This window comes from Plantactinospora mayteni, assembly GCF_016862935.1.
Lineage (GTDB): Bacteria > Actinomycetota > Actinomycetes > Mycobacteriales > Micromonosporaceae > Plantactinospora > Plantactinospora mayteni.
The window spans coordinates 47,156-60,211 of record NZ_BONX01000063.1 but is presented as its reverse complement, the minus strand read 5'-3'; the positions used below and the strand labels follow the sequence as shown (position 1 = coordinate 60,211).

Sequence of the window (13,056 nt, the reverse complement as noted above, 5' to 3'; positions counted from 1 at the left end):
CACCACCATGAAGTTCAGCTACGCCATGCTCCCCGATTATCCGATCAGCGAGTCACTCGCATCTATCAAGCTGGCGGACGAACTTGGCCTGTACGCGGTCTACGCGGCGGACGAGCCGTGGCACAAGGACATGTGGCTGCTGTTCGCCGCCGCCGCCGCGCAGACCTCGCGGATCCGGATGGGCCCGAGCCTGTCGTCCGTCACCCTCCGCGAACCGAGCCTCATCGCGCAGGCCGCCGCGACATTGGACGAGATGACCGGCGGTCGTGCCGAGGTCGTACTGGGCAGCGGCAACTTCGGGGTACTGGCCCAATACAAGATCGATTGGACCACCACCAAGCCGCTGACCCGGGTCAAGGAGGCGGTCGAGGTCGTCCGTACGCTGCTGGACGAGGGCGCCATAACCCGTGATGGCGAGTTCTACTCCTACGACGGTCTGTTCACCTTCGCCCGGCCGGTCCAGCAGCACCTACCCGTCAAGATCGGCGCGATGCGAGGGCCGAAGTCGTTCCAGGCCGCCGGCGAACTCTCCGACGGCGTGCACCACGCGCTCAGCTACTCGCGGGCTGCCTACGAGTACGCGGTCGAGCACGTCAGGATCGGCGCGGAGCGCGCGGGCAAGGACTGGCGCTCCCTGGACATCGGCGCGTGGGTCGTCTTCGCCGTCGGGCCGGACTCGGCCGCGGCCAAGGAGGCGGCTCGGAGCATGGTCGGCCTGTACGCCTCGGCAATGCCCGACGAGCAACTCGAACGCAACGGCGTGAACCCCGCCGACATGGTTCCGATCGTCAAGGCCATCGCCGAGGGTGATCTGGCGCGAGGCATCGAGCTGACCAGTCCGGAGATCACCGAGAAACTGTCCCTGGCGGGCACCCCCGACGAGGTGCGGGCGAAGATCGAGCGGGAGATCGCCCCGACCGGTGTCAACCACATGATCTGCGCGATCACCGACGCCGGTCTGGTGAAATCCTTCACCGGCCGCGACGTTCCCGGGGTTGCCGACGTCGACAGTCAACTACGCCTGATCCACGACGAGTTGATGCCGGCCTTCGGCTGACCGGTGTGCCGCTCCCCCTGCGGTCCGCCGGACCGCAGGGGGAGGTTGAAAAAGGTTCACTGGAAGGGGAGCGACGCCGGTCGGCGAACGGCCCGCCGGCCCGGTTGGTACGCACCGTCAATGCGCTTGTCCGCCATTCCGGCGCCGCACTACCTTGTCGGGGTGGATCCCTTCTCCCGCTCCTGGACGGCATTGCGTACGGCGGTCGCCGAACTCTCGGACGAGGACTTCGCGCGCCCGTCCGGCTGTACCGGCTGGCTCGTGCGGGACCTGGTGTGCCACCTGGTCATCGACGCCCAGGACGTCCTGATCACCCTCGTGACCCCTGTCGACACCGAACCGACCCGTGACGCGGTCACCTACTGGGAGGTCGCCGGGACACCGCCGACAGGCGACGACCCGCTCGACGCGCTGATCGTCCGGCTGGCCGCCGCGTACGAGGAGCCGTGGCTGTTGAAGTTCCACCTCGACGACGTGGGCTCGGCCGCCGGTCGCGCCGCCGCACTCGCCGACCCGGGCCTCCGGGTCAGCACCCGCGACCAGGTGCTCACCGCGGGCGACTATCTCTCCGCGTACGTCCTGGAGTGGACGTTGCACCACCTCGACCTGATCGCGCAGCTCCGGGACGCGGTGGGGCCGCCGGCCGAGGGCCTCGCCCGGTCGCGCGAGACGCTGGAGAAGATCGCCGGAGCCGCCTTCCCTGCGGTGTTCTCCGACAGGGACGCGCTGCTGGTCGGCACCGGCCGGCGTGCCCCGACCGACGCGGAGACGGCCGAACTCGGCGAACTGGCCGGCAGGCTCCCGCTCGTCCTCTGCTGATCGGAGGCCGAACGGGGCTTTCGGCGCGGGCAGGACGACGGCGGCGCGGCCGGGATCCGCTTGAGGTCTTGTGGTCGGGCGGCGGCAGTGCGAGCTGACCGAGGCGTCCGGAGGGTTTCCGGCCAGGGTCTGGACAAGAACTGTTAATAGTCCTAATAATTAACCACCCTGTCGATGGCCGTGGATGCCCAGTGACGCCTCCGGAGGACCCCCATGAAACGCTCCAGAACACTGCTGCTCACCGCCGTCGCCGCGGTGCTGGCGACCGGCGGCGCCGTGGCCGTCGCGCTGCCCGCGTTCGCCGCCGGACCCACCGCCACGTTCGCCAAGACCGCCGACTGGGGGACCGGCTGGGAGGGGAAGTACACCGTCAGCAACGGCGGTACCACCACGCTCACCTCGTGGTCCGTCGCGTTCGACCTGCCGGCCGGCAGTACCGTCGGCACCTACTGGGATGCCCTGCTGACCTCGACCGGCCAGCGGTTCACCTTCACCAACCGATCCTGGAACGGGACCCTCGCACCGGGCGCCTCCGCGTCGTTCGGCTTCCTCGTGACCGGCGCCGGCACCCCGACCAACTGCACCCTCGACGGGGCCTCGTGCGGCGGCACCGGTACCCCGCCCACCACTCCGCCCCCGAGCACCCCGCCGCCCACCACTCCGCCCCCGAGCACTCCGCCGCCCACCACCCCGCCCCCGACGACGCCGCCGCCCACCGGAGGGCTGCCGAAACGGGCCCTGATCGGCTACCTGCACGCCAGCTTCGCCAACGGCTCCGGATATCTACGGATGGCGGACGTACCCGCCGACTGGGACATCATCAACCTGGCCTTCGGCGAACCGACCTCGGTGACCTCCGGCGACATCCGATTCCAGCTCTGCCCGGCCAGCGAATGCCCCGGAGTGGAGACCGAGGCGGCGTTCATCGCCGCGATCCGGGCCAAGCAGCAGCAGGGCAAGAAGGTGCTCATCTCGATCGGTGGTCAGAACGGCCAGGTGCAGTTGACGACCACGGCGGCTCGGGATCGCTTCGTCAGCTCGGTCAGCGCCATCATCGACCGGTACGGGCTCGACGGGCTGGACATCGACTTCGAGGGCCACTCCCTGTCGCTGAACACCGGTGACACCGACTTCCGGAACCCGACCACCCCGGTGATCGTGAACCTGATCTCGGCGATCCGGACCCTCAAGCAGCGCTACGGTGCCGGCTTCGTCCTCACCATGGCGCCGGAAACCTTCTTCGTGCAGCTCGGCTACCAGTACTACGGCTCCGGCCCCTGGGGTGGGCAGGATCCGCGCGCCGGGTCGTACCTGCCGGTGATCCACGCGCTGCGCAACGACATCACGGTGCTGCACGTCCAGGACTACAACTCCGGACCGATCATGGGGCTGGACAACCAGTACCACACCATGGGCGGGGCGGACTTCCACATCGCCATGACCGACATGCTGCTGGCCGGCTTCCCGGTCGCCGGGAACGCCGCCAACGTCTTCCCACCGCTGCGCGAGGACCAGGTCGCCTTCGGTACGCCGGCCGCCACCAGCGCCGGCAACGGGTACGTGGCCCCTGCCGGCGTGCAACAGGCGGTGACCTGCCTGGTCCGCGGTACCTCCTGCGGCGGCTACACCCCGCGCAGCGGTACCAACCCGAACTTCCGTGGCCTGATGACCTGGTCGATCAACTGGGACCGCTACTACGGCTGGGAGTTCCGGAACGCCCACGAGCCGTTCCTCAACTCCCTTTCCTGACCGTCCCTGTCTCCGCCCCACGGCGGCGCCGGCGGTCGCCGCTGGTCCGAGGTCGAGTCGGGGCGCCGGGCCGACCGGTCCGCGCCCCGACTCGCGTCACCCTCTCGACCATGCCACCCTCTCGACCCACTTCGTGTCGATCGCCCCCCAGCGCTGGTCGCCTTGCTGGGCCGGCTGGGCCGGCTCGGGAGAAAGCGGCGCGGCGCCAGCGGCGTACGTCTGGTGGCGGTCGTGGGCCGAGATACCTCGGATGTCCCGCCGCCGGGTGGTCGGACGGGCTATCGCGGCTGGCGGGTGGCGGTGGCGAGGAACCGGTGTGCCGGGTCGTCGTAGCTGGTGAGGTCCCATCCGGCGCGGATGGTGGACCGGCGCAGCGGGGTTTCGGCGAGGGGTTCGTCGGGGTCCAGGGTGCGGCCGTGCCGGGCGGCGAGAGCGGCTCGGCCGGAGGGGTGGAAGAGGACGAGACGGCCACCGGGGCGGGTGATCCGGGCGAGTTCGCGAAGGCCGGCTTCAGGGTCGGGCAGGTGGGTGATGAGGCCGGCGGCGAAGACCCCGTCGACGGCGGCGTCCCGGAACGGGAGGCGCCGGGCGTCGCCGAGGAGCAGGGTCGCCGCCGTGTCACGGCCGTGCCGTTGGGCGGCGGCCAGCATCTGCGGGGTGAGGTCGAGGCCGATGACCGTACCGGTGGGTCCGACGGCGTGTCGGAGCGCGGGCAGGGCGCGGCCGGTGCCGCAGCCGATGTCGACGGCGACTCCGCCGGCCGGCAGGTGCGCTTCGGTGACGGCGGCGGTGTAGGCGGGTAGGTCCTCGCCGAACTTGCTGTCCCAGGTCGCGGCGCGGATGGCGAAGAAGGCTCGGGATTCGCTGACGTACCAGCGTTCCCAGGGGGCGAGCCGGTCGGCGAGGTGACGGATCACCGGCCAGCCGGGGTCGTGCAGGTCGATGACGACGTCGCAGTCGCGCCCGTGACCGCCGTGCGTGCGCGCGCCGGCCGGTGGGGTGCGGAGCCAGACGACCACGTCCCACTTCCCGGTGGGCGGGTGGGCGCGCCAGCGGGGTCCGTCGGCGATGACGACGGTCTGCGGGGTCCGGTCGGCCCGCCAGGTGTCCTCGTCGGCCAGCGGCGCGGTGTCGGTGAGGCGGGCGCTGGGACGACCCACGGCGGTCAGGGTGTCGGCGAGCCGGTCGGCGACGACGCCCGGGTGGGGGCTGCCGCCGTCGACCACGACGGTGGCGGCACCGGAGGGAAGGGCGGCGGCGAGGTGGTCGAGGACCTCGGTCCATCGCCGGGCCTGCTCGCCGGTCAGGGTCTGCCATGCCGGTACGGGAACCGGTTCACCAGCCATCCGTCCATCATGCAGATGCTGGCCTACCCCGGCTAGCACCTGCGGCGGATGCGGGCCGTTCGGGCGGTTCTGCTTGGCAGTTGCGGCCAGCTAACGTGGCCGGGTGACGATGTTTCGGATCGGTGAGGCCGCGGAACTGCTCGGCGTCAGCGTGGACACGGTGCGGCGCTGGGTCGACGCCGGACGCCTGCCGGCCGTCCGGGACGAGCACGGGCACCGGGTGGTCGACGGGGTCGCTCTCGCCGGGTTCGTCCAGGCGCAGGGTGGCGATCCGGAGGACCGTGCGGAGGAGTCGTCGGCGCGTAACCGGTTGCGGGGCATCGTCACCGCCGTGGTGAAGGACACGGTGATGGCGCAGGTGGACATCCAGGCCGGACCGTTCCGGCTGGTGTCGCTGATGAGCCGGGAAGCCGTCGACGACCTCGGCCTGGAGGTCGGTTCGGTGGCGATCGCGGTGATCAAGTCGACCACGGTCATGGTGGAGAAGCCCACGATGACCGCCGGTAGCAGAGGGAGGAGCAGTTCGTGATGGCACGACGATTCCGCACGACCCTGGCCGGGTTCACCGCGCTGGCGGTGGTGGCGCTCTCCGGCTGTGGTGGTGACGACACCGCCGAACCGGGTTCGGGGAACGCCAGTCCGGGCGTTTCCGGCACGGTGACGGTGTTCGCGGCGGCGTCGCTGACCGAGTCGTTCACCACCATCGGCAAGGACTTCGAGGCGGCGAACCCGGGCGTGAAGGTCACGTTCAGCTTCGCCGGCAGTTCGGCCCTGGCGACCCAGATCAACCAGGGCGCACCGGCCGACGTGTTCGCCTCCGCCGCACCGGCGAACATGAAGGCAGTCACCGATGCCGGCAACGGTGCCGGCACCCCGACCACGTTCGTGCGCAACCAGCTCGTCATCGCCGTACCCAAGGGCAACCCCGACGGGGTGACCGGGCTGACCGACCTGACCAAGCCCGACGCCAAGGTCGCGCTCTGTGCCGAGCAGGTGCCGTGCGGCGCGGCGGCGAAGAAGGCCCTCGACGCCGCCAGCGTCAAACTCACCCCGGTCACCCTCGAACAGGACGTCAAGGCCGCCCTGTCGAAGGTGAAGCTCGGTGAGGTCGACGCCGCGCTGGTCTACCGGACCGACGCGAAGGCGGCCACCGCCGACGTCGACGGCATCGAGTTTCCCGAGTCGGCCGGGGCGATCAACGACTACCCGATCGTCGTGCTGAAGAACGCACCCAACAAGACGGCCGCGCAGGCGTTCGTCGACCACGTGCTCTCGGACACCGGCAGGAGCGTGCTCACCTCGGCCGGCTTCCAGGCGCCGTAACCGGTGTCCCTCCTCGACGACGCGGGTGCGGCGACCCGGCCGGAGATCGGCGTATCGTCGCACCCGCGCCGACGGGCCGGCCGCGTCCCGCTCGCGTTACTCGTCCCGGCGGCCCTGGGCCTGCTCTTCCTGGTACTGCCGCTGGTCGGCCTACTGGTCCGCACCCCCTGGACGACCCTTCCGCAGCGGCTCACCGAACCGGGCGTACTCACCGCGCTGGGGCTGTCGTTGCAGACCGCCACCCTGGCCACGCTGCTCTGCCTCGCCCTCGGCGTACCGCTGGCCTGGCTGCTGGCCCGGGTCGAGTTCCCCGGCCGACGGCTCGTACGCGCACTGGTCACCGTCCCGCTCGTGCTGCCACCCGTCGTCGGCGGGGTCGCCCTGCTCCTCGTCTTCGGCCGTCGGGGACTCCTCGGTGAGTGGCTCGACGCCAGTTTCGGCATCACCCTGCCGTTCACCACCAGCGGCGTCGTCCTGGCCGAGGCGTTCGTCGCGATGCCGTTCCTGATCATCGCGGTCGAGGGGGCGCTGCGCGGCGCCGACACCCGCTACGAGGAGGCGGCGGCGACCCTCGGCGCCAGCCGGTGGACCACCTTCACCCACGTCACACTGCCGCTGGTCGCCCCCGGCATCGCCGCCGGCGCGGTGCTGTGCTGGGCCCGGGCCCTCGGTGAGTTCGGCGCCACCATCACCTTCGCCGGCAACTTCCCCGGCCGTACCCAGACCATGCCGCTCGCCGTCTACCTCGCCCTGGAGACCGACCTGGAGGCCGCGATCGTGCTCAGCCTCATCCTGCTCGTCGTCTCCGTGGCCATCCTGGCCAGCCTCCGCGACCGTTGGATCACCAGCCCGTGACCGCCCTCACCGTGGTCAGGGACGAACCCGCCGCCGGCACACCGATGCTCGACGCCCACCTCGTCGTCGACCGTGCCGGATTCCGGCTCGACCTCACCCTGCGGATCAGCGCCGGCGAGGTCGTCGCACTACTCGGTCCGAACGGCGCGGGCAAGACGACCGCGCTTCGGACGCTCGCCGGCCTGACCCCGCTGCACCGCGGACACATCACCCTGACCGGCCAGGACCTCGACCGGCCCGACACCCGGCGGTGGACGCCGACCGAGCGGCGCCCGATCGGAGTCGTCTTCCAGGACTACCTGCTCTTCCCCCACCTGACCGCCCTGGACAACGTGGCGTTCGGGCCCCGGCGGCACGGTCTCGACCGCCATCGCGCCCGCGAGGTCGCCAGCGGCTGGCTGACCCGGATGGGACTGACCGAACACGCCCGCCGCAAGCCGCGGCAGCTCTCCGGCGGGCAGGCCCAACGGGTGGCGCTCGCCCGCGCCCTCGCGGTCAACCCGGCGCTGCTGCTCCTCGACGAGCCGCTCGCCGCACTCGACGCCCGTACCCGCCTCGACACCCGGGCCGAACTGCAACGCCACCTTGCCGCACATCCCGGCGCCACCCTGCTGGTCACGCACGACCCGCTGGACGCCCTCGTCCTCGCCGACCGGCTCGTCATCGTCGAACACGGCCAGGTCGTCCAGGAAGGCGATGCCGCCACCATCACCGCGCAACCCCGGACCGACTACGTCGCCCGGCTCGTCGGGCTCAACCTGCACCGCGGCCGGGCCGCCGGCCACACCGTCCGGATCGGTTCCGACTTCTCCCTGACCATCGCCGATCGACACGACGGCGAGGTCTTCGTCGCCTACCCGCCGTCCGCCGTCGCCCTCTATCCGCGCCGCCCCGACGGCAGCCCGCGCAACGTCTGGCCGGCGACGATCACCGGCATCCAACGCCACGGCGACAACCTGCGGATCCAGCTCGCCGGCCCGATCGACGTGGCCGCCGACGTCACTCCGGCCGCCGCCGCGCACCTGCACCTCGTCGCCGGACAACCCCTGTGGGCCACGGTGAAGGCCACCGAAACCCGGGTCTACCCGGCGGCGCCCGGCGACCGGAACCGGGTGGAATGACCCGGCCGGTCCCAGCGGTGACCCGACGGCCGAGGCGGGCGCTGGTGGAGCCCTGGTGTCCGGGCCTCGCACCTCGGGTCACCGCGACGGCGGTGGCGGCCGTCCCCGCCGACGCCGTCCGGGCCCGGCTACCCGGCCCGGCCCTTCGGGGCAGTGGTGGAGTAGGAGTGCGCTCCGGTGCCGGCGAGGCCGCCCTTGTCGACGATCAGATACTCGTCCCGGATCGGGACGTCGTCCAGCCAGGACTCCAGGATCTCCCTGGTGCCGGCGGCGTAGCGGGCCTGGGCGGAGAGGGACGATCCGGAGATGTGCGGGGTCATCCCGTGGTGCGGCATGCTGCGCCAGGGGTGGTCGGGTCCGGCCGGCTGGGGAAACCAGACGTCACCGGCGTACCCGGCGAGTTGGCCGGTACGCAGGGCGCGGTCGACCGCATCGCGGTCACAGATCTTCGCCCGGGCGGTGTTGACGAGGTAGGCGCCGCGCCTCATCTGCCCGATCAACGCGTCGTCGAACAGCCCCTCGGTCTCCGGATGCAGGGGTGCGTTGACGGTCACCACGTCACAGTGCGGGACCATATCCGCGGCGCTGGGATGGTAGGTGAGGCCGAGTTCGGCTTCGATCTCGGCGGGCAGCCGGTGCCGGTCGGTGTAGTGCAGCCGCACGTCGAACGGCGTGAGCCGACGCAGTACGGCCAGCCCGATGCGGCCGGCCGCCACCGTTCCGACGTGCATGCCCTCCACGTCGTACGAGCGGGCGACGCAGTCGGCGATGTTCCATCCGCCGTCCCGGACCCACTGGTGCGCCGGCAGGTAGTTGCGGACCAGGGAGAGGATCATCATGACGACGTGTTCGGCGACGCTGATGCTGTTGCAGTAGGTGACCTCCGCGACGGTGATGTCGTGGGCGATCGCGGCGTCGAGGTCGACGTGGTCCGAGCCGATCCCGGCCGTGACGGCCAGCTTCAGCCTCGGCGCCCTGGCGATCCGTTCCGCGCTGAGATAGGCCGGCCAGAACGGTTGTGAGATGACCACGTCGGCGTCGGGCAGTTCCCGGTCGAACACCGAGTCGGGACCCTCCTTGTCCGAGGTGACCACCAGGGTGTGGCCACGGTCCTCCAGGAAGCGCCGGAGCCCCAGTTCGCCGGAGACGCTGCCGAGCAGGTGCCCGGGGGTGAAGTCGACTCCGTGCGGGGTGGGAGTGGTCTGCCCGCCCGGGTAGTGGTCGATGCGGGGCAGGTCGTCGCGGGCGTAGGAGGTCGGGTAGCCGTCGACCGGGTCGTCGTACAGCACGCACAGTACTTTCGCCATGGAGTCGCTCCTCTTCCGGCACGGGAATGTGTCTCCACCGTCCCCGTCGGGGAAGTCGCCGGTCAAAACGAAACTCGCTATGACGAGATAGCCCAGCGCTATCTCGGGGTCAGATAGCTGCGCAGCACCGTGTCGAGGGAACGGCGGACGTCGATTTCGCGGGTGACGTCCAACAACGCGCGCAACAGGTACGGCTCCGGATCGCGGTCGGCCAGCGCCAGGCCGATCCGTGGCCCCCGGTCCGGGCTGCGGACCGGCACGACCCGCATCCCGGCCGGTACGCCGAAGGTGTGCAACCAGGCGTGCGCGATGACGCTGGACCATCGGCGGGTGGCGATGTGCGCGTAGAGCGCCCCGACGGTGTCGGTCTCCACCGCCGGCACCGCGGTGGCCCCCTCGGCGGCGAAGAACTCGTCGACGATGCGGCGGTTCCGCATCCGGGGCGCCAGCAGGCAGAGCGGCAGCTCGGCGATCTGCGCCCACCGCACCGTCGGCTGGTCGGCCAACGCCCCGTCGTCCGGGGTCAGCAGCAGGTACCGCTCCTCGTAGAGCGGTACGGTCCGGACCCGGCCGAGCGTCTCGTCGTCCAGATAGGTCACCGCGACGTCGATCTCGAACTCGGTCAGCAGATGGGAGACCTGCCGCGACGACACCGACTCCAAGCCGACCCGTACCTGGGGATGCCGGGCGCAGAACGGGGTGGTCAGCAGCGAGGCCGCGGTCAACGCCGTGGGGATGGCACCCATCCGCAGGGTGCCGGTCAGTCCGCCGCGCATCGACGACAGGTCCTGACGGAGCGCGTCGCGTTGCGCCAGGATCCGGTGCGCCCAGAGCAGCACCCGTTCGCCTTCCGGGGTCAGCCCGGCGAATCTGCGCCCCCGCAACACGATCGGCACGTCCAACTCGCGCTCCAGCTTCCTGATCGCGGCGGAGAGCGACGGCTGTGACACGTGGCAGGCGGCAGCCGCCCGGGCGAAGTGCCGCTCCCGGGCCAACGCCGTCAGATACTCCAACTCACGCAACAGCACGCCACAGGATTACCCGGCGACCTCGACCCCGTCCACCACTGAACCTTTTTCAACCTGAACCGCGCGGCGCTCACACACCGCGTCCGACCCTGCGGTCCCACGGACCGCAAGGGGAGGTTGAAAAAGGTTCACTCCACGACCCGCCTATCGGGTTTGACCCTGCTTCGCCAGGGGAAGCGGCCCGGGACAGGACGCGCCGGGCCTCCGGAGAGCGAGGCGCGGCCGGAGCGGACCGGACAACCGGTGGAGTGTCCTCCCGTTGCACCACGGAAGGGATGTCACATGGAGAAGCACTCGGAGCGTGCTACTCCCGCCAATCCGATGCCGGGTCGGAAACGGCACACCAGAGCGCCCAGCGCCGTGGTGCGTACCCAGCCACCGGAGCTGGGTCCGGACTCGGTGGCGGTGGTCAACGGGCGTACCTTCATGGTTTCCGGTGCCTCCGGGGACATCCCGCCCGGCTCGATCGGCGGGCTGGTGCACGACGACACCCGGCTGTTGAACAGGTGGGAACTCACCCTTGGCGGCGCCGCGTTGCTCATCCTCGGCTCCGGCACCGTGGACGACGACTCGGCCGCGTTCTTCCTGACCAACACCGACCTGCCGGCACTGCCCGCGAACAGCATCGGCATCCGGCGACAGAGATTTCTCAGCGACCGCCTGCACGAGCGTATCCAGGTGCAGTTCTTCAACCGCCTCAGCCAACCCGTACAGCTCCGGCTCAGCGTCGGAACCGACTTCGCGGACCTGTTCGAGATCAAGGACGCCGTACCGGACCGTTCGGCACGGATCACCCGGACCCCGGCCCCGAACGGTCGGGGAATCTTCTTCTGCTACCGCAACCTGCACTTCGAGGCGCGGGCCGAGATAGAGGCCGATCCGCGCCCCGACCGGATCGAGGCTGACGACCTGGTCTGGGACCTGCACCTGAGCCCGGGGGTGACGTGGCAGTGTCAGGTGACGGTCAACCTCCCGCAGGAGCGGGACGAGCGGGAGACCGTGCACCGCCACTTCGGCGAGGGATTCGAGCTGGTGGACGAGGATCCGGCCACCAGCTGGCGAGAGGACTGTCCCGATTTCGAGCTGGACTCCGAACTCCTGCGCGACGTGTTGGAGAAGACCCAGGCCGACCTGGTCGCCCTGCGCATCGAGAAATGCCCCGGCAAGGTGCCGATCGTGCTACCGGCAGCGGGCCTGCCGTGGTTCCTGACGATCTTCGGCCGGGACTCGCTCATCACCGCCCACCAGAGCCTCGGATTCGGACCGCGGCTCGCCCGCGGCACCCTCCAGGCGCTCGCGCTCAACCAGGGCTCCCAGCTCGACGACTTCCGGGACGAGGAACCCGGCAAGATCCCGCACGAGGTACGCAGCGGCGAACTGACCCGCATCGGGGTGAAGCCGCACAGCCCGTACTTCGGCACCGCCGATGCGACCCAACTGTGGTTGATCCTGCTCTCCGAGTACTGGCGCTGGACCCAGGACAGTCCGTTCGTCCTCGGGCTGCGCCGGAGCGCCTACCAGGCGTTGGGCTGGATCGACAGGTACGGCGACCCGGACGGCGACGGCTACGTCGAGTACGCCACCCGTTCTCCCGAGGGGCTCGGGAACCACTGCTGGCGGGACTCGCCCGACGGGGTCATCTTCTCGGACGGTCGGATGCCGACCCTGCCGATCGCCACCTGTGAGATCCAGGGCTACACCTACGACGCCAAGCTGCGGATGGCCGAGCTGGCCGACGGGCCGTTCGACGACCCTCCGCTCGCGGCGCGGCTGCGGACGGAGGCGGCCGAGCTTCGCGACCGGTTCAACCGTGACTTCTGGATCGACCGGCGCGGTGGCTATTACGCCATCGGCCTGGACGGCGACAAGCGGCAGATCGACTCCATGACCTCCAACATGGGACATCTACTCTGGAGCGGCATCGTGCCACCGGACCGGGCTCGCCTGGTCGTCGAGCACCTCATGTCCGAGACGATGTTCTCCGGGTGGGGCATCCGGACCACCGCCGACTCCGACGAGTGCTACAACCCCATCGGCTACCACCACGGCACCGTGTGGCCGCACGACAACTCGATCATCGCCCACGGGTTCGCCCGGTACGGCTTCCGGGACGAGGCCAACCGGATCGCGCTCGCCATGCTGCACGCCGCCCAGTTCTTCGAACACCGGCTGCCCGAGGCGCTCTCCGGCTACGACCGCGCCTACGGCCGCAAGCCGGTGCCCTATCCCACCGCCTGTAGCCCGCAGGCATGGGCCAGCGCCGCACCGCTGCTGTTCCTCCGCACCCTGCTCGGCATGGAGGTAGTCGACGACCGGCTGTCGGTGCAACCCCACGTGCCGCCCGAACTCGGCCGTATCATGCTGCGGCGGGTGTCCGTCCTCGGCAAGGAATGGGACATCGAGGCGGCCGGCCGGCAGGGGCACATCCGACTCTCGCTCGGCCGCTGACCG

The 13,056-nt window shown here is 70.6% G+C and carries 11 protein-coding genes; 8 read left to right on the top strand and 3 right to left on the bottom strand.

All coding sequences use genetic code 11. The features are described from left to right. Positions 1-7 precede the first annotated feature (7 nt). From Pma05_RS37710 to Pma05_RS37700, 3 genes are all read left to right on the top strand, one after another. A complete protein-coding gene (locus Pma05_RS37710) occupies positions 8-1,057 on the top strand; it encodes an LLM class flavin-dependent oxidoreductase (protein WP_203862318.1) in 1,050 nt (349 codons plus the stop codon). A gap of 126 nt (positions 1,058-1,183) precedes the next feature. Next, positions 1,184-1,876, top strand: coding sequence for a maleylpyruvate isomerase N-terminal domain-containing protein (locus Pma05_RS37705; protein WP_239313958.1), 693 nt, complete (start codon positions 1,184-1,186; stop codon positions 1,874-1,876). 231 nt (positions 1,877-2,107) lie between these two features. Next, positions 2,108-3,625: a chitinase gene (locus Pma05_RS37700; protein WP_425567881.1), complete on the top strand. Its 1,518-nt coding sequence runs from the start codon at positions 2,108-2,110 to the stop codon at positions 3,623-3,625. Between the two features lie 278 nt (positions 3,626-3,903). On the opposite strand, the gene Pma05_RS37695 is transcribed toward Pma05_RS37700, so the two are convergent. Further along, positions 3,904-4,971, bottom strand: a complete 1,068-nt coding sequence (locus tag Pma05_RS37695) for a class I SAM-dependent methyltransferase (protein ID WP_203862316.1) — start codon at positions 4,969-4,971, stop codon at positions 3,904-3,906. 103 nt (positions 4,972-5,074) lie between these two features. Between Pma05_RS37695 and Pma05_RS37690 the strand changes: the two genes are divergently transcribed. From Pma05_RS37690 to Pma05_RS37675, 4 genes are read left to right on the top strand one after another with little or no spacing between them, the layout of a single operon-like run. Further along, positions 5,075-5,500: a TOBE domain-containing protein gene (locus tag Pma05_RS37690; protein WP_203862315.1), complete on the top strand. Its 426-nt coding sequence runs from the start codon at positions 5,075-5,077 to the stop codon at positions 5,498-5,500. Further along, a complete protein-coding gene (gene modA / locus Pma05_RS37685) occupies positions 5,500-6,294 on the top strand; it encodes a molybdate ABC transporter substrate-binding protein (protein ID WP_203862314.1) in 795 nt (264 codons plus the stop codon). The genes Pma05_RS37690 and modA overlap by 1 nt, the downstream gene beginning before the upstream one ends. 45 nt (positions 6,295-6,339) lie before the next feature. Beyond that, positions 6,340-7,149: an ABC transporter permease gene (locus Pma05_RS37680; RefSeq protein WP_203862350.1), complete on the top strand. Its 810-nt coding sequence runs from the start codon at positions 6,340-6,342 to the stop codon at positions 7,147-7,149. A 44-nt stretch (positions 7,150-7,193) separates the two neighbouring features. Next, positions 7,194-8,270: an ABC transporter ATP-binding protein gene (locus Pma05_RS37675; RefSeq protein WP_203862349.1), complete on the top strand. Its 1,077-nt coding sequence runs from the start codon at positions 7,194-7,196 to the stop codon at positions 8,268-8,270. Between the two features lie 128 nt (positions 8,271-8,398). Here the strand turns inward: Pma05_RS37675 and Pma05_RS37670 are convergent, their stop codons facing one another. Next, on the bottom strand, positions 8,399-9,577 hold the full coding sequence (locus Pma05_RS37670) for an NAD-dependent formate dehydrogenase (RefSeq protein ID WP_203862313.1): 1,179 nt from the start codon (positions 9,575-9,577) through the stop codon (positions 8,399-8,401). A 98-nt stretch (positions 9,578-9,675) separates the two neighbouring features. Next, positions 9,676-10,605, bottom strand: coding sequence for a LysR family transcriptional regulator (locus Pma05_RS37665; RefSeq protein WP_203862312.1), 930 nt, complete (start codon positions 10,603-10,605; stop codon positions 9,676-9,678). Between the two features lie 282 nt (positions 10,606-10,887). On the opposite strand from Pma05_RS37665, the gene Pma05_RS37660 reads away from it, so the two are divergent. Next, positions 10,888-13,053, top strand: coding sequence for an amylo-alpha-1,6-glucosidase (locus Pma05_RS37660; protein ID WP_239313956.1), 2,166 nt, complete (start codon positions 10,888-10,890; stop codon positions 13,051-13,053). The last annotated feature ends 3 nt before the right edge of the window (positions 13,054-13,056 follow it).

Coding starts and splice junctions, on each gene's coding strand:
- Pma05_RS37710 (WP_203862318.1), top strand. CDS start 8: ATGAAGTTCAGCTACGCCATGCTCCCCGATTATCCGATCAGCGAGTCA.
- Pma05_RS37695 (WP_203862316.1), bottom strand. CDS start 4,971: ATGGCTGGTGAACCGGTTCCCGTACCGGCATGGCAGACCCTGACCGGC.
- modA (WP_203862314.1), top strand. CDS start 5,500: ATGGCACGACGATTCCGCACGACCCTGGCCGGGTTCACCGCGCTGGCG.
- Pma05_RS37675 (WP_203862349.1), top strand. CDS start 7,194: ATGCTCGACGCCCACCTCGTCGTCGACCGTGCCGGATTCCGGCTCGAC.
- Pma05_RS37670 (WP_203862313.1), bottom strand. CDS start 9,577: ATGGCGAAAGTACTGTGCGTGCTGTACGACGACCCGGTCGACGGCTAC.
- Pma05_RS37660 (WP_239313956.1), top strand. CDS start 10,888: ATGGAGAAGCACTCGGAGCGTGCTACTCCCGCCAATCCGATGCCGGGT.